Origin of the sequence: Streptomyces sp. CB02959 (assembly GCF_002803155.1) — a bacterium.
Classification (GTDB): Bacteria; Actinomycetota; Actinomycetes; order Streptomycetales; family Streptomycetaceae; genus Streptomyces.
On record NZ_NNBP01000029.1, the window covers coordinates 82,088 to 98,254 of the forward strand.

General features: G+C 71.1%; 16 protein-coding genes and 1 pseudogene. 6 read left to right on the forward strand and 11 right to left on the reverse strand.

Going from position 1 to position 16,167, the window contains the following annotated elements; all coding sequences use genetic code 11:
- Positions 1–139 precede the first annotated feature (139 nt).
- Entirely contained in the window at positions 140–1,747 is a 1,608-nt protein-coding gene (locus CG747_RS36555; RefSeq protein ID WP_100606207.1) for an alpha/beta hydrolase, read from the forward strand.
- A gap of 147 nt (positions 1,748–1,894) precedes the next feature.
- On the opposite strand, the gene CG747_RS36560 is transcribed toward CG747_RS36555, so the two are convergent.
- Complete coding sequence (locus tag CG747_RS36560; protein WP_257980969.1) at positions 1,895–2,722, reverse strand: TIGR02452 family protein; 828 nt, start codon at positions 2,720–2,722, stop codon at positions 1,895–1,897.
- Between the two features lie 272 nt (positions 2,723–2,994).
- Between CG747_RS36560 and CG747_RS36565 the strand changes: the two genes are divergently transcribed.
- Positions 2,995–3,408: an SSI family serine proteinase inhibitor gene (locus tag CG747_RS36565; RefSeq protein WP_100606208.1), complete on the forward strand. Its 414-nt coding sequence runs from the start codon at positions 2,995–2,997 to the stop codon at positions 3,406–3,408.
- Between the two features lie 48 nt (positions 3,409–3,456).
- Here the strand turns inward: CG747_RS36565 and CG747_RS48385 are convergent, their stop codons facing one another.
- The 5 genes from CG747_RS48385 to CG747_RS36585 form a co-directional block, all read right to left on the reverse strand.
- On the reverse strand, positions 3,457–3,615 hold the full coding sequence (locus tag CG747_RS48385; protein ID WP_180985845.1) for a hypothetical protein: 159 nt from the start codon (positions 3,613–3,615) through the stop codon (positions 3,457–3,459).
- 144 nt (positions 3,616–3,759) lie between these two features.
- On the reverse strand, positions 3,760–4,719 hold the full coding sequence (locus CG747_RS36570; protein WP_100606209.1) for a cytochrome c oxidase assembly protein: 960 nt from the start codon (positions 4,717–4,719) through the stop codon (positions 3,760–3,762).
- A gap of 118 nt (positions 4,720–4,837) precedes the next feature.
- On the reverse strand, positions 4,838–5,863 hold the full coding sequence (locus CG747_RS36575; protein WP_100606210.1) for a 6-phosphofructokinase: 1,026 nt from the start codon (positions 5,861–5,863) through the stop codon (positions 4,838–4,840).
- Positions 5,864–6,048: 185 nt separating this feature from the next.
- Positions 6,049–6,777, reverse strand: a complete 729-nt coding sequence (locus tag CG747_RS36580) for a type 1 glutamine amidotransferase (RefSeq protein WP_100606211.1) — start codon at positions 6,775–6,777, stop codon at positions 6,049–6,051.
- A 38-nt stretch (positions 6,778–6,815) separates the two neighbouring features.
- Positions 6,816–8,054, reverse strand: coding sequence for a MurT ligase domain-containing protein (locus CG747_RS36585; protein WP_100606212.1), 1,239 nt, complete (start codon positions 8,052–8,054; stop codon positions 6,816–6,818).
- 188 nt (positions 8,055–8,242) lie between these two features.
- Here CG747_RS36585 and def point away from each other — a divergent pair, with 188 nt between their 5' ends.
- On the forward strand, positions 8,243–8,812 hold the full coding sequence (def, locus tag CG747_RS36590; protein ID WP_100606213.1) for a peptide deformylase: 570 nt from the start codon (positions 8,243–8,245) through the stop codon (positions 8,810–8,812).
- 18 nt (positions 8,813–8,830) lie between these two features.
- On the opposite strand, the gene CG747_RS36595 is transcribed toward def, so the two are convergent.
- On the reverse strand, positions 8,831–9,517 hold the full coding sequence (locus CG747_RS36595; RefSeq protein WP_100606214.1) for a TetR family transcriptional regulator: 687 nt from the start codon (positions 9,515–9,517) through the stop codon (positions 8,831–8,833).
- 179 nt (positions 9,518–9,696) lie between these two features.
- Here CG747_RS36595 and CG747_RS36600 point away from each other — a divergent pair, with 179 nt between their 5' ends.
- Complete coding sequence (locus tag CG747_RS36600; protein WP_100606215.1) at positions 9,697–10,920, forward strand: acyl-CoA dehydrogenase family protein; 1,224 nt, start codon at positions 9,697–9,699, stop codon at positions 10,918–10,920.
- A gap of 93 nt (positions 10,921–11,013) precedes the next feature.
- Here the strand turns inward: CG747_RS36600 and CG747_RS36605 are convergent, their stop codons facing one another.
- On the reverse strand, positions 11,014–12,132 hold the full coding sequence (locus CG747_RS36605) for a tyrosine-type recombinase/integrase (RefSeq protein ID WP_100606216.1): 1,119 nt from the start codon (positions 12,130–12,132) through the stop codon (positions 11,014–11,016).
- 348 nt (positions 12,133–12,480) lie between these two features.
- Between CG747_RS36605 and CG747_RS36610 the strand changes: the two are divergent.
- A pseudogene (locus CG747_RS36610) lies at positions 12,481–12,726 on the forward strand (IS5/IS1182 family transposase); the annotation flags it as partial.
- 109 nt (positions 12,727–12,835) lie between these two features.
- Here CG747_RS36610 and CG747_RS36615 read toward each other — a convergent pair.
- Entirely contained in the window at positions 12,836–13,366 is a 531-nt protein-coding gene (locus tag CG747_RS36615) for a DUF4142 domain-containing protein (RefSeq protein ID WP_180985846.1), read from the reverse strand.
- A 480-nt stretch (positions 13,367–13,846) separates the two neighbouring features.
- Positions 13,847–14,119: a DUF6233 domain-containing protein gene (locus tag CG747_RS36620; RefSeq protein ID WP_100606218.1), complete on the reverse strand. Its 273-nt coding sequence runs from the start codon at positions 14,117–14,119 to the stop codon at positions 13,847–13,849.
- 348 nt (positions 14,120–14,467) lie between these two features.
- On the opposite strand from CG747_RS36620, the gene CG747_RS36625 reads away from it, so the two are divergent.
- A complete protein-coding gene (locus CG747_RS36625) occupies positions 14,468–15,706 on the forward strand; it encodes a PP2C family protein-serine/threonine phosphatase (RefSeq protein WP_100606219.1) in 1,239 nt (412 codons plus the stop codon).
- Positions 15,707–15,814: 108 nt separating this feature from the next.
- On the opposite strand, the gene CG747_RS51105 is transcribed toward CG747_RS36625, so the two are convergent.
- Positions 15,815–15,961, reverse strand: coding sequence for a UTRA domain-containing protein (locus CG747_RS51105; protein WP_100606220.1), 147 nt, complete (start codon positions 15,959–15,961; stop codon positions 15,815–15,817).
- Positions 15,962–16,167: the final 206 nt, after the last annotated feature.

The window sequence follows — 16,167 nt, forward strand, 5'->3', positions numbered from 1 at the left end:
GCAACCGTGCGATTCCTACAGCTTGGTAAAGAAATTGTGGCCAAATCTGTTCAAGTGTGGCCCGTACACGACAGGATCCCTCCGTAAGTCTGTGAACCCCGCCGCCACAAGCGGCGTACCACGCTGGGGGAACAACCACGTGAATCGAACAGTAGCGCTCGGCGCTGCCGGCACCTTGGTGACCGGCGCGCTCCTCGCCGGCGCGATAGCCACACCGGCCACCGCCGGCGAGCGGCGTCCCGGCGGCACGACCGAGGCGCGCGGTGTCGCGCTCGCCGCCGCCCGGGCCGCCAAGGCGGGCATCAAGTGGCAGGACTGCCCCGCCGACTGGGGCTTGAAGGCCCCGATCCAGTGCGGCTACGTCACCGTCCCGCTCGACTACGCCAAGCCGGACGGCCGGACCATCAAGATCGCCGTCGACCGCGCCGTCGCCACCGGCGGCCCGGAGCAGCGGCAGGGCGCCCTCCTCTACAACCCCGGCGGCCCCGGCGGCTCGGGCATGCGCTTCCCGGCCCGCATCACCAACAAGAGCGCGCTGTGGGCCAAGACCGCCCAGGCGTACGACTTCGTGGGCTTCGACCCCCGGGGCGTGGGCCACTCCGCGCCGATCTCCTGCCAGGACCCGCAGGAGTTCGTCAAGGCCCCCAAGGCCGACCCGGTGCCGGACAGCGCGGCGGACAAGCGCGCCCAGCGCAAGCTCGCCAAGGACTACGCCCAGGGCTGCCTGGCGCGCACCGGCAGTGCGGTCCTGTCGCAGATGACCACCGCGAACACGGCCCGCGACCTGGACGTGGTCCGCGCCGCACTGGGCGAGAAGAAGCTCAACTACCTCGGCGTCTCCTACGGCACCTACCTCGGCGCCGTCTACGCCAGCCTCTTCCCGGACCACGTCCGGCGGATGCTCGTCGACAGCGTCGTCGACCCCTCCCGCGAGAAGGTCTGGTACCAGGCCAACCTCGACCAGGACATCGCCTTCGAGACCCGCTGGGGCGACTGGAAGAAGTGGGTCGCCAAGAACGACGCCACCTACCACATCGGTGACACGCCCGAGAAGGTCCAGGCCGCCTGGGAGAAGCTGCGCGCCGCCGCCAAGCAGCACCCCATCGGCGGTGTGGTCGGCCCCGCCGAGCTCACCGGCTTCTTCCAGAACGCGCCGTACTACGACGACTCGTGGGCCGAGGTCGCCGGCGTCTGGAGCGCGTACCTGGCCGGCAACACCAAGCCGCTGATCGACAACGCCGGTCCGCACCCCGACGACAAGGCCGGCAACATCAAGGCCGAGAACGGCAACGCCGTCTACACCGCCGTCGAGTGCACCGACACCAAGTGGCCCACCAGCTGGGCCAAGTGGGACCGCGACAACACCCGCATCCACCAGCAGGCACCGTTCATGACCTGGTCCAACGCCTGGATGAACCTGCCCTGCGCCACCTGGCCGGTCAAGCAGCAGACCCCGGTCGAGGTCAAGACCGGCAAGGGCCTGCCGCCGGTCCTGATCGTGCAGAGCACCCGTGACGCGGCGACCCCGTACGGCGGCGCCGTCGAGCTGCACAAGCGGCTCGCGGGTTCCCGCCTGATCACCGAGCGGGACGCCGGTTCGCACGGCGTCACCGGTCTGGTCAACCCGTGCATCAACAACCGGGTCGACGCGTACTTCCTGAAGGGCACCACGGACCCGAAGGACGTCACGTGCGCCCCGCACGCCACGCCCGTCCCGGAGAAGCCGACGGCCAAGTCCGCCGGCTGACCCACCGCCGGGGGCGGTCGGGAGGAGCCCTCCCGACCGCCCCCGGTCCTTCGGCGCCCCGCTCGGCTCGCGCGCACCCCGATCGCCGCCTGCGCCCCGGCCACCGCCGGCGGGCGGCCCGGCCGCGCCGCCCGCGGAACCTCGTCGTCAGCCCGGGAACACCGCCGCGAACGCCGCCCTGTTGAGGGAGTCCACCCGGCGGTCCGGCACCGCGAAGACGATACGGGCGAACCACCCCGCGAAGCGGCCGCCGGACAGCAGGAGCCCCGCGAACGCCCCGGCCACCTGGGCCGGATCGTTGCGGAACACCCCGCACCCCCAGGCCCCGAGCACCAGTTGGCGGTACCCGCCCGCCGCCGCGACCTCCAGCACCCGCTCGGCCCGCGCCGCCAGCACCGCCGGCAACCGCCCCACCTCGTCCGGCCGCTGCCGGGCGACCACCCCCGCGTTGGGCGCCGCGGCCGTCAGGAACCCCGCCTCGTAGGGCGCCTCGCGCAGTCGCCCGCGGTCGTCGCGGAACACCGGCACACCGGGGGAGAGGATCACCCGGTCGCTGTAGAACGGACTCGGGTCGGCCCGGTGCGCCGCGTAGAACTCCGGCGCCGCGCGGACACAGGTGTACAGCGCCGAGCCGCGGCACAGCGCCTCCTCCTGCGCCTGCGCGCCCTTGAGGTACCCGCCACCGGGGTTGCGCGCCGACGCGAAGTTCAGCACCGCGACCGGACCGGACCCACCGGCCGCCGCCAGCCGCCCGCCGGCCGTCAGACTGCCCTCCGCCGTCACCTCGAACACCGTCCGCAGACCCGGCGCCGCCCCGGCCACCGCCACCGGCCCCGGCCCGTGCAGCCGGGTCCCGGCCCGCGCCCGTGCCACCGCCGCCGCGAGGTCCACCGCCCGTCCGTCCGGCGTGCGGTAGCCTCCCGCCGCGACGATCCGCTCCGTCTCCTGCGCCATCCCGCGCAGCCGGGCGCTCACCGGCGCCGCCCCCGTATCCGTACGTTCACGGAGCTCACCGTAGGGGCGGCCGCCGCGCTCCGCGAACGGTTATCCCGCCCGCCCCGGCCCGGTCCGGCCCCGCGCATCCGCGGACCCGTCCGGGCGACCGCACGGCGTGGCCGCTTGTGCGCCGGGGCACGGCGGGATGGCCTGGGGCCGCCGGGCGCCGTCCGCAGTCCCCGCCGGGCGCCGGCCCCCGCCCACCGCGTGACCCCACCGGGCCACCGCCCCGAGCGTTCCAGGAGACCCTGATGCCCGTGAGCCGCCGACGCCGAATCCCCCGTACCGCCCTGGCGGCGGGCGTGACCGTGGCGCTGTGCACCGCACTCGGCGCGGCGTCGGCCCGCGCCGCCGCTCCGGACGCCGCCGACGGCCTCTTCCTGACCGTGTCCGGCGCCGGCGACACCTGGATCCACGGGGTACGGCTCAGCTGCCCGGACACCCGCGGCACCCATCCGCACGGCGCCGCCGCCTGCGACGCGCTGGCCTCGGCCCACGGCGATCTGGACGCCCTGCGGGGCGAGCCGCACGTCTGCACCCGGGAGTACGACCCGGTGACCGTCACCGCCTCCGGCAGCTGGCGGGGCGCGCCCGTCCACTGGCACCGGGCGTACCCCAACGCCTGCACCATGGACGCCGCCACCGGCCCGCTGTTCCGCTTCTGACGCCCGCCCCGGCCGCCGACCGGGGGCGGCGGCATCCCGCGCCGCGGCTCAGATCCGCCGCGCGGTCAGCACGCCGACCGTGAGCAGCGCCAGCACCACCCACAGGAACCAGACCCAGCCGTTGCCGCCCAACGCCACGGTGTAGGCGGTCGCCGCCACCAATCCGCACACCGTGCACACGGCCATCGTCCTGGCAGATCCGGGCATACCCGCAACCTCCTCACGGCGGCCGTGGGCACAACGCCGCGGGCCGCGGCCAGGAGACCATCGTCCCCGGCCGCGGCCCGTGCCGCCAGATGACCGACCGGGCGGCGGCGGCCGCTCCGGCCCGCCGCGCCCCGTCGGCGCCCGCTACCGCCCCCGTGCGTTGAGCGACGCCAGATAGGCGTTGTAGTCCGCCAGGTCCTTGTCCCCGTTGCGGTCCGCGGCCCGGTCGGCGCGCTGCGAGGTGCGCTCCTCGGACTTGTACCACTGGAAGACCAGCGCGATCAGCACCACCACCGAGGGGATCTCGCTGAACGCCCAGGCGATCCCGCCGGCCGCCTGCTGGTCGCCCAGCGCGTCGATGCCCAGCGAGGCCGGCGGGTGCAGGAAGGTGTCCACCATCGGCTCGGACGCCATCATCAGCGCGATCCCGAAGAACGCGTGGAACGGCATCCCGGCGAACAGCTCCAGCATCCGCATCACGTACCCCGGCCGGTGCGGGCCCGGGTCCACGCCCATGATCGGCCAGAAGAAGACCAGACCCACCGCCAGGAAGTGCACCATCATCGCGATGTGCCCGGCCCGGGACTGCATCAGGAAGTCGAACAGCGGCGAGAAGTACAGCGCGTAGAGGCTCGCGATGAACAGCGGGATGGTGAACGCCGGGTGCGTGATGATCCGCATGTACCGGCTGTGCAGCAGCGCCACCAGCAACTCGCGCGGCCCCTTGCGGCCCCGTCCGGCGGTCGGCAGGGCGCGCAGCGCCAGCGTCACCGGCGCCCCGAGCAGCAGCAGGATCGGCGAGAGCATGCTGACGATCATGTGCTGGACCATGTGGACGCTGAACATCGCCATGCCGTAGTCGTTCAGCTTGGTGCACATCGACACCGCCACCGTCAGTACGCCCAGCACCCAGGCGACGACCCGGCCCATCGGCCACCCGTCGCCGCGCCGCCGCAGCCGGACCACGGCCCAGCAGTAGAGCGCCAGCCCCAGCAGGCAGCCGACCAGAAAGAACGGATCACCTCCGAACTCCAGGCCCCGCCCCAGCGTGAACGGCGGCAGATCCATGTTCATGCCGTCCATGCCGTGCCCGCTGTGATGCATCCGCTCGCTCCTGATTCGTACCAATGCTCCGGAGGCAAGCGTAGAGGCGCCCCCGGCCGGTGCAGCGGCCGGGGGCGCCCCGAACGGATCCGAACCCCGCGGGTGGGCTATCGGCGGATCACAGCACGCACTCGGCCTCGTCGTAGCGCTCGGCGGGCACCGTCTTCAGGCTCGCCACCGCCTCCGCGAGCGGCACCAACGTGATCTCCGTACCGCGCAGCGCGGTCATCATCCCGAACTCCCCGCGGTGCGCGGCCTCCACCGCGTGCCAGCCGAAGCGGGTGGCCAGCACCCGGTCGTACGCGGTGGGCGTCCCGCCGCGCTGGACATGGCCGAGGATGACCGGACGGGCCTCCTTGCCGAGCCGGCTCTCCAGCTCCAGCGACAACTGCCGGGCCACACCGGCGAACCGCTCGTGGCCGTACACGTCCGTGCCGCCCACGTCGAACGACATGGTGCCCTCGCGCGGCTTGGCGCCCTCCGCGACCACCACGATCGCGAACTTCTTGCCGGCCTCGAACCGCTCCGCGACCCGGGCGGTCAGCTCCTCGATGTCGAACGGCCGCTCCGGCACCACGATCGCGTGCGCACCGGCCGCCATCCCCGAGTGCAGCGCGATCCAGCCGGTGTGCCGCCCCATCACCTCGACGATCATCACCCGCTGGTGCGACTCGGCGGTGGTCTTGAGCCGGTCCAGCGCCTCGGTCGCCACGCCCACCGCGGTGTCGAAGCCGAACGTGACGTCGGTGACGGCGATGTCGTTGTCGATGGTCTTCGGCACGCCGACGATCGGCAGCCCGGCGTCCGACAGCAGCCGGGCCGCCTTCAGCGTGCCCTCACCGCCGATCGGGATGATCGCGTCCAGCCCCAGCTCCGCGACGTGGCCGCGGGCCCGCTCCACGCCGTCCCGCAGGTGGGCGGGCTGCACCCGCGACGAGCCGAGGATGGTCCCGCCGCGCGCCAGGATGCCGCCGACGGCGTCCAGGTCGAGCTTGCGGTAATCGCACTCCAGCAGGCCCTTCCAGCCGTCCTTGAAGCCGATCACCTCATCCCCGTGGTCGGCGGTGGCACGGTGGACGACGGACCGGATGACGGCGTTCAGGCCGGGGCAGTCGCCGCCGGACGTGAGGACACCAATTCGCATTGTTCGTAGTAACCCATCGCAACTCAACCGGACGCCCGGACCCCGTCGTCCGGTTGGATTCCGCTCAGCCTACAAGCGCGCGGCGCCCCGGGGCACGGGCGACCGGAGTGCGGACGCCGGCGTACGGAAAACGGCCGGATCCGGGTCGGCTGACCCGGATCCGGCCGTCGCGGGACCGGTATCCGTCAGGCGGTCTGCGTCGCCGCCGTGATCCGCTCCTGGCGCAGCTCCTCGTACCACCGGTCGTCGGCCGGCGGCAGCGCGTTGACGTCCAGCGCCAGCTTGATCAGCAGGTCCGCGATGTGCGGGTTGCGGGCCATCACCGGGCCGTGCATGTACGTCCCGAAGACGGTGTCGTTCCACGCGCCCTCGTGGCCGTCGCCGACACCGTTGCCGTTGCCGAACCGGACCGTGGCGAACGGCCGGGCGGTCTGCCCCAGGTGCGTCACGCCCTGGTGGTTCTCGAAACCGGTCAGCGGCGGCAGCCCCAGCTGCGGGTCGATGTCGGCGAGTACGTCACCGACGCACCGCTCGCCCTCGCCGCGGGTGCTCACCACGTCCAGCAGCCCCAGTCCCTGCTGCCGCTCACCGAGGTCGTTGATGAACTCGTGGCCCAGGATCTGGTAGCCGGCGCACACCGAGAAGACGATCGCGCCGTTGGAGACCGCGCGGTCCAGGCCGCCGTCGCGGATCAGCCGCTCGGCCGCCAGCCGCTGCGGCCGGTCCTCGCCGCCGCCGATCAGGTAGATGTCCCCGGAAGTGGGGATCTGCTGGTCGGACCGGACGTCGAGGCGCTGGACGTCCAGGCCGCGCTGCCGTGCCCGCCGCTCCACCACCAGGACGTTGCCCTGGTCGCCGTAGGTGCTGAGCAGGTCCGGGTAGATCCACACCACGCGCAGGCTGTTGTCACTCATGCTCGCTCGTCCTTGTCGCTGTTGTCCGTGGGATCGCATTAGTTCCCCACTCGCCGGCGCAGGTCCTGGAAGGCCGTGTAGTTGGCGATGACTTCGATCCGTCCGGGCGGCGCCATCCGGACGGCGTCGTCGAGGGTCTCGCACACCTCGAAGTCGAGCCCGGCGACCTCCAGGCGCACCGCCAGGTCCAGCTTGCGGTCGCCCAGCACGAAGATCGGGTGCCCGGCCAGCCGGGTGTAGTCCACGTCCCACAGCCAGGAGGTGTCGGTGCCGTCCGCCCCGCGGGCGTTCACCGACATGATCACGGGCGTCGGCGGCCCGTCGATCAGCGAGAAGGTCTCCAGCCAGCCGGCCGGGTTCTTCGCCAGCAGCAGCCGCAGCTCCCGCTCCGCGAAGGTGACCACGTCGTAGCGGCCGGCGACGGCCTGCACCGCGAACATCCGCTCCAGGGCGACCTGCGGGGGCACGCCGAAGGCGGCCGCGACGGCGGCGGAGGAGGTGGCGTTCGCCTTGTTGGCGCGGCCCGGCAGCTGGAGCTTGATCGGCCAGGCGCTGCCGTGCGGGTCGAGGACGTGGTCGCCGGAGAGCGCCCAGCTGGGCGTCGGACGGCGGAAGCCGCACTCGGCGCAGAACCAGTCGTCGCCCGGGCGCTGCATGACGCCGCCGCACGAGGGGCACGACCAGGCGTCGTCCTTCCACTCCTGCCCGGCGGCGACCCAGACCACGTTCGCCGACGACGAGGCCGCCCAGACGATCAGCGGGTCGTCGGCGTTGGCGATGATCAGCGCCTTGGAGCCCGACAGGCCCTCGCGCCACTTCTCGGCCAGCATCCGGGTCTCGGCGGCCCGGTCGAGCTGGTCCCGGGAGAGGTTCAGCAGCGCTATGGCCTTCGGAGTGACGTCCCGGGCCACCGTGGCCAGGTACTTCTCGTCGACCTCGATGACGCCGTACTTGGCGTCCGAGCCGCCCGCCAGCGCCGAGGTGATGCCCGCGGGCATGTTGGCGCCCAGCGCGTTGGAGACCACCGGGCCACTGGCCCGCAGCGCCTCGGCGATCAGCCGGGTGGTGGTCGTCTTGCCGTTGGTGGCGGACACCAGGACCACGTCCAGGTGCCTGGCCAGCGCGGCCAGCAGGTCCGGGTCGAGCTTGAGCGCCACCTTGCCGCCGATCACCGACCCGCTGCCGCGGCCCGCCGCGCGCGACACCGCTGCCGCGGCCTTGCCGGCCGTCACGGCCAGCTTGGCCCGCGGCGACAGCGGCTCCGTGTTGCCTGCCATCGTCTCAGATCCTCCTTGCATCCGGCGCACCCCTTGCCCTGAGGCTGCCGGAAGAGTGCGCCTCCTCCGCGACCATCGACCGTCCGGAGGCTGTCGGTCGGGGATCAGCCTATCGAGATCCGGCGGCGGGCCCGAACCCCGCCACCTCCGCGACGTTCTCCGGAATGCCCGGCCCGTACCCTGGGCGCATGCGCCACCGCACCATCCCCGGCAGTTCCGGCCGCCCCCGTCCGCTGCGCCTTTACGGCGATCCCGTCCTCACCCGTCCCTGCGAGGACGTCACCGCCTTCGACGGCGAACTGGCCTCGCTGGTCGAGGACATGTACGCGACGATGTACGCCGCGAACGGGGTGGGCCTGGCCGCCAACCAGGTCGGCGTGCCCCTGCGGGTCTTCGTCTACGACTGCCCCGACGACGAGGACCGCCGGCACCTGGGGCACATCGTCAACCCCCGCCTGGTCGAAGCGGACGGGCCGGTGATCCGGGGGCCGGAGGGCTGTCTGTCGCTGCCCGGTATCGAGGCCGGCACCCCGCGTCACGACCACGCCGTCGTGACCGGCTTCGACGTCACCGGCGCACCGGTGACGGTGACCGGCACCGGATTCTTCGCCCGCTGCCTCCAGCACGAGTGCGACCACCTCGGCGGCGGCCTCTACGTCGACCGGCTCACCGGTCTGCGGCGGCGCCGGGCACTGCGTGCGGCGGCCCGGGCCCCGTGGGCGGCGGCGACGGAGGACCGGGCGGCGGCACCGGCCTGACGCCGGCCGCCCGGAATCTCAGAATCCGGGGCCGTCGGCGAGGTCCTTCACGGTGGCCAGCTGCCCCCACAGCAGGTCGGCGAGGTGGCGCACCAACTGCTCCCGGGAGAAGGGGCGTTCACGCAGCCACCAGTCGCCGGCCGCGTGCATCATGCCGACGATGCCGTGCCCCCACACCCGGGCCCGCTCCTCGCCGTCCGGCCCCAGGTCGAGCCGTTCGGAGACGACCTTGGCGAGTTCCTCGCCGAGCCGGCGCAGCAGGGGGGCGGAGTGCCGGCCCACGTCGAAGCCGGACTCCGAGGGATTGTCCTCGTCGGCCGGGTGCATCAGGAAGCGGTAGACCTGCGGCCGGGTCTCGATGGCGACCAGGTAGGCGTCGAGGGTGGCCTCGACCCGCTCCCGGCGCAGGGCCTGGGCGTCCAGCGCGGCCCGGAGGTTGGCCAGCAGGGCGTCGGTGTGCCGGACGGCGAGGGCGCGGTAGAGGCCGCCCTTGTCGCCGAAGTGCCGGTAGAGGATCGGCTTGGTGATCCCGGCCTCGGCGGCGATGGCGTTCATCGACGCGCCCGGGCCGTCGCGCAGCACGATGCGCTCGGCGGCCTCCAGGAGTTCCCGCCGCCTGCGCTCGGTCGCGGTCCGTTGCCGGTCGCCGCCTTCCGCGCCGGCCTGTGCCGTACCGGTCTGCCCGGTGCTGTCGATGCTGTCCATGGTCGTGCTCCCCACCCTTGTGAATCCGTGGCGCTCGCGCAACGTAACACCCTGGCTCGGCGACCCTCGAACTCCGCGGGCCAAATCGGCGCCCGAGAGGAGTTGACATCCATTACTGACGGGTAACACACTCTGGTTACCAGAAGTAACGGCTGGCTGTACGCACCACTGGAGGGGACATGGCCGAGTTCACCATGGAACTCAACGACGAGCAGAAGGAAGTCCGTGACTGGATTCACGGCTTCGCCGCGGACGTCATGCGCCCCGCCGCCGCCGAGTGGGACGAGCGCGAGGAGACCCCCTGGCCGGTGATCCAGGAGGCCGCCAAGATCGGCCTGTACTCCCTCGACTTCTACGCCCAGCAGTTCTTCGACCCCACCGGCCTCGGCATCCCGATGGCGATGGAGGAGCTGTTCTGGGGCGACGCCGGCATCGCGCTGTCCATCGTGGGCACCGGCCTCGCCGCCGTCGGCGTCCTGGCCAACGGCACCGAGGAGCAGATCGGCACCTGGGTCCCGCAGATGTACGGCGACGCCGACGACGTCAAGGTCGCCGCCTTCTGCTCCTCCGAGCCGGACGCCGGCTCCGACGTCGCCTCGATGCGCACCCGGGCCGTCTACGACGAGGCCAAGGACGAGTGGGTGCTCAACGGCACCAAGACCTGGGCCACCAACGGCGGCATCGCCAACGTCCACGTCGTCGTCGCCGTCGTCGACCCGGATCTGGGCTCCAAGGGGCACGCCTCGTTCATCGTCCCGCCGAACACCCCCGGCCTCTCCCAGGGCCAGAAGTTCAAGAAGCACGGCATCCGCGCCTCGCACACCGCCGAGGTCGTGCTGGAGAACGTCCGGGTCCCCGGTCACTGCCTGCTCGGCGGCAAGGACAAGCTCGACGAGCGACTGGCCCGCGCCCGCGAGCGCGCCAAGGGCGGCGAGCGCGTGAAGAACGCCGCGATGGCCACCTTCGAGGCTTCCCGCCCGGCCGTCGGCGCGATGGCCGTCGGCACCGCCCGTGCGGCGTACGAGGAGGCCCTGGAGTACGCCAGGACCCGCGAGCAGTTCGGCCGCCCGATCATCGACAACCAGGGCGTGGCCTTCCAGCTGGCCGATATGCGCACCCAGATCGACGCCGCCCGCCTCCTGGTCTGGCGGGCCTCCTGGATGGCGGTCACGGGCAAGAAGTTCGAGAGCGCCGAGGGCTCGATGTCGAAGCTCTTCGCCAGCGAGACGGCCAAGAAGGTCACCGCCCAGGCGATCCAGATCCTCGGCGGCAACGGCTTCACCCGCGAATACCCGGTCGAGCGGATGCACCGCGACGCCGCTATCTACACCATTTTCGAGGGCACCAGCGAAATCCAGCGACTGGTCATCGCCCGGACGCTGTCGGGAATGCCGATCCGTTAGGGCAAAACTCCTGCAAGACGCGCATTGATCGGTGCCGTAGCAGAAGGGCCCCACTCCGCCAGGAGCGGGGCCCATTCAGGGCATCCGGATGCCTCAAACGGCTTGTGGGAGATTTTTGGGAGATCGCTTGCAGCGGGGAGACGTGAACTCGGGGAACGGCCCGTATTCGCGACGGTCCAGGACCGGGCGGAGGGAGTCCTCCCACAGGCCCTGCAACTGATCGGCGATCCTCAGCTCCATGGGCAGCGTCACATGCGAATACACACCTTCTACGCCCTGTAGTACATGGCCCATGCGAGCCGCGACGGCGACGCGGGGATGTCCGCCTTCGTCCAGCCAGACCTTGTGGCTGTGCCGAAGCCCGTGCGGCACCATGCCCTCGACGCCCAAGACCGGCCGGATGCCGGTACGCGCCCTGGCTCCTCGCACGACTCCCCGCGGCGCCCGGCCGTGCACGATGGGCCGCCAGGTCTCGGCGTACCAGTCGCCACCACGGATCATCCGGCCGCCCTTAGGGGCAGTGAAGACCCACTCGGAGGGACGGGAGTCCACCAGCTCTTGAAGCACCTCAGCCAGAAACTGAGGGATGATCAAACCGCGCCCGGAGTCGTACTTCGGCTGGATCTCCGTGAACACCCCTCCGACATACTGGCTTTGTTGGATGGCGTGGATACGGGGCCCGTGCTTCTCGTCCTTAAGAGCGAGCTGATCGCGGTGCACGGCCGCCAACTCGCCGATGCGCAGGCCGGTGTAGGCGGATGTGAGGACGATGGCGTACTCGTTGAGGCCGCGCATCTCCAGGGCATTCCTGGCAACCAGGAGGGCCTGCGGGGGCGTTGCAATGATCTTCTTCTCTGGCCGCTGGGACTGGAACCGTCCACGGCGGCCGGACTTCCGCGCAGCGACGGGGTTGTCTCTCCGCAACCCCTCGCTCACGGCATCATCCATCATGGTGCGGAAGATGCCCACCACGCCGTCAGCGTAGTTCTTGCTGATCCGCCCACGTAGCGCCTTCTCCCATGCGGCTACGGCGGTAGGGGAGATGTCGCCGACGGGCACTGAGCCCCACTGGGGAAGGATCTGGTTCTTGAGCCGGCGCCGGTACTCCACGTCGCTGAGAGGCCTGACGTCGATCGACTCGATCCACCCTGAAGCCCAGACGGCCACTGCGACCCGGCCATCGCGCGGATTGATGAACGACTTGCGGCGCACGTCGACTTCCAGGCCGTGCGCGTACTCGCGGGCCGAGCGTTCGGTGTAGAACGGTTGCCCGTTGTCATCTTTGGAGACCGAGCCCCAACTGCCGTCAGGGAGTTTGTGCCGGCCGCGGTAGCGCCATTTGCGGGAAATTATACGAGGCTACCTTGGGTAACATGCCCTCTGTGTGCGGGTGTTGAGGGGCGCGAGGAGGCACTTCAGGGAACGTTATGCGCTACCGAAGCATCAGCCGACTCTCCGCCGACTAGGTCTTGTACGGAGTCGTGATCAGCGTGCCGGTAGAAAACTCGTCTGGCGAGACGTGAACTGAGCGATGGCGACTGGGCGTTGGCGGAGCCGTTGGCGGTCATCCCCGAGAAGATCGACCAGGCCGCTCACCGCAAGAAGAAGAGCCACCGAGGCGGGCGGCCCGTGTCCCACGACGCCGAGTTCTACCGGGATCGCAACACGGTGGAACGCCTGATCAACAAGTTGAAGGCGTGGCGCGGGGTCACCACCCGATATGACAAGGCGCCCGAGAGCTATCTCGCCGCACTCCACCTTCGCGGCGCGGTCATCTGGCTCCGCGGCCTCCGCCGCTCCAATTGATCACGACTCCGCACAGGCCCTAGCCGCAGAGCGGCGGCATGCGCTGCTGCTGCCGCCGCTCTCTGACTGCCATCTCCGGTGACGACGGTCAGGCTCGGGTGTCCGTCAGTCACTTGACGGCGTGGCAGGTTCCGCCGTTGACCGCCTGGAGGTGCTTTGCCACTGTGGGCCGGGCGGCTCGGGCGGTCGCGCGGATCTTGGAGTCCTTACCAGAGGACACTTCCTTGTCGATCAGTGCGAGGGCTTGCCGGTGGCTCGTGTCCTGGCCCCGCAGCCACACCTGCTTGTAGTCCGGCTTACCGTGCAGGGACTTGAGCATGGTGAGCTGTTTCTGCTGGGTGGCTGTCGCCGTGGAGGGCAGGGTGATGCCCTTGCTGCGGGCCAGCGCCACGACCTGCGCATCGAACGTGGTGTGGTCGCGCACGAACATGTCCGCTGCCTGTTTCACACAGGTGCTGGTGGTGTGCTTCTGGGCATCCTTGGCGGTGGCGATCTCGGCGAGATTGCCCTGGTGGATCATCTTGAGGAAGGTGGCGTCGGGTCCGGCGACCGGGGCTGCCGCCGTGGCCGGAACGGTGAGTCCGACCATGGCGAGCACCATGGTTGCGACGGCTGTGCTGCGCGGGCGGTTCATTCGCATGGTGTCCTCCACGTGTCCGTGGAACCGGATGATGAGCCGACCGACGGGCCCGGGCGCCCCGTGCAGCGGACGCGCCGGACCCGCCGTCTCCCGGGCCATGCTGACTGCCTTTGCCACCCGCTCGCTTTTCGAGCCGCCCGACGGAAGTGCCACATCCTCCGGGGAATCCGGGCCTGGCCTGAGCAACGTGACCATGCGCGGTCGCACGACCAGGTGCGCCCGAACGGGTGAAGAGGGGGGCGCAGCCATCTTCAGGCCCCTGGTCCGCACCCGTCAGGGCGCAGGAGCCGCGTGTGCGGTCTGTCAGCCGGACCGAGCGCTGCGGAGGTGAGCCGCCTGCCACACTGAGCCCAGGCCCCGCCGCGCACCCCCCCCGACGCGGCGGGGCCTTCTACTGCGCGCCCCAACTGTGCCGCTCACGACGATCGGGGCGTCTCCGAGCATTCCTCTAGCCTGCGACGGCGTCCTGAGGTCTGCGCGTCAGCCGAGGATGCCGAGCTCGGTGTCCGGCCGGCAGATGGCGCAGGGCTCCAGGCCCTCGGCCAGGGCGCGCATCGCTTGGTCGCGGCTGAGGGGGCGGGTGCGCCGGCCGGCGGTTCGGCAGCCGCCGACGTGCACCGCGATCGGATGGCCTTCCCCGCCGATGCTGAGCTGCACGACCCAGTCCGGTGGTGGGGGAGGGATAGCCCGCTGCTGCTGGGCTTCGCGCTGCTCGGCGATGGCGATGGCCTGCCGGACCCGGTCGAGGGTCATGGTCAGCCAGGTCTCCAGGGTGCGGAGGCGTGGCAGGTCCGGCGGCGGTCATTCATGTGTTCGATTCTGAACCTGGAGTGCCCAGGATTGTCAGTGGCCGGTCTGGGCTTCAGTTGGCGAGTTAGCGCTTGAGTTGGTGAACTGAGCGGCACAGTTGGCGGGCAACCGTTCGGCGCGGATGCGCGAGTGCCTTCGCGGTTTCTGGAGGCTGTCGTCATGAGGGCGCGTGACAGAGGCTGACGCGCCGAGGGCAGGTGATGCGCCCCAGGTGCCGACGGCGCCGACGAACGGTAGAACGTAGGGGTGAGGGACGAGAACATCCCTGATGAGGAAGCACGGTCGCACCGTGTGACGAGGCCGGAGATCGACTACCAGGCGCTGTTCGCGGTCACCCCCAGCCCCTATATGGTGCTGGGCCCGGACCTGGTGATCGCCGACGTCAACGAGGCGGCCTGCCGGGTGACCGGCCGTACTAGGGAGGATCTGCTCGGGCGGTACCTCTTCGACGCCTTCCCTGATGATCCGGCGGACGCGTGTGCTGAAGGGGCGCGGAATCTCCATGTCTCCCTGCACCGGGTCCTGCGCTCGAAGGAGCCGGACACGGTGGCGGTGCAGAAGTACGCCATTCCCGTGGTCGGCCAGCCCGGCGTGTTCGAGGAGCGGTGGTGGTCCGCGATCAACACCCCGGTGCTCGGGCCGGATGGGGAGGTGGCGTGGATCATTCACCGGGGGGAGGACGTGACCGCGTTTCTCCTCTCCCACCCCCGCCCGCGAGAAGGCGGGGCGCTCAGCGACGTGGAGGCTATGGAGGTCGAACTGTACGCGCGGTCGCGCGAGCTCCAGCGACTGAACGAGGAACTGCGCCAAGCCCATGCCCGGGAACGCCAGGTCGCCCTCACTTTGCAGGAGGCTATGCTCCACTCGCCCCACCTGGCCCGGCACCGGGACGCCGTGGTGCGCTACCTGCCCGCTGCCGGGTCACTGAACGTGTGCGGCGACTGGTACGACGTGGTCGACCTGCCCGAGAACAGATGCGCCGTCGCGGTCGGCGACGTCGTCGGCCACGGCCTGGAGGCCGCTGCCGTCATGGGCATGCTCCGCAGCGCGCTGTCCGCCTCCATCCGGGCCGTCGAAGGGCCCGCGCGGGCCCTGGACTGCCTGGGCCTGTACGCACGCTACGTGGAGGGTGCGCTGGCCACCACCGTCGTCCAAGCCGTCATCGACTACCCCGCTCGCCGCATCACGTACAGCAGCGCCGGCCACCCGCCACCCGTCCTGGTCCACCAAGACGGCTGCTGCGACCTTCTCGACCAGGCCACCGACCCCCCGCTGGGGGCCCGCCCCAAACACGTCCCCCGCCCCCAGGCCGACCTTCCCTACACCCCCGGCGACACCTTCGTGCTCTACACCGACGGCCTCATCGAACGCCGCGGCGAGGACATCGACGCGAGCCTGCAACGCCTCACCGACGCGCTAGCCCGCCATGCCCGCCACAAACCCGAACGCCTCGCCGACGCCGTGCTCGCGCACCTCGGCGTCAGTAGCGGCGCCCGCGACGACATCGCCCTGATCGTCATCCGCCTATGACCCGCGCGCCGCCAGCTGAGCGCCACGGGTGGCGAATCCCGCCAGGCTGCGGCGACGCTGCTACCCCGCCCCGCCCGGGACAGCGCCCGGCGCGGGGCGTCGGCATGGTCAGAGGCTGACGCTCCACCGGTCCGCGGGCAGCAGCATGTCCGCAGTCTCGACAACTGCCCCGGATGCGTCCATGCGGGTTCGCTCGACGATCAGGGCAAGCGTGCCGACGCCCAGCCCGAGCAGGTTCGCCTCCATGCGTTCCATAGGTCGCACCGCAACCGTGCACCGGTGGTTCACGTGCTCCCGCCGAGCGTGCCGGGTGAATCGATTGGGTGGCCCCCTCGGTTCCTCGGCACAGGTGAGCCCCCCTCCCGTATATGACGCTCGTCCGTATATGGAGGGGGGCTCACTGATATCTTCCCCCGGCCGTCCAACGCTGGCGCGATGGTCGCCTGGGAGATAGTTGGGAG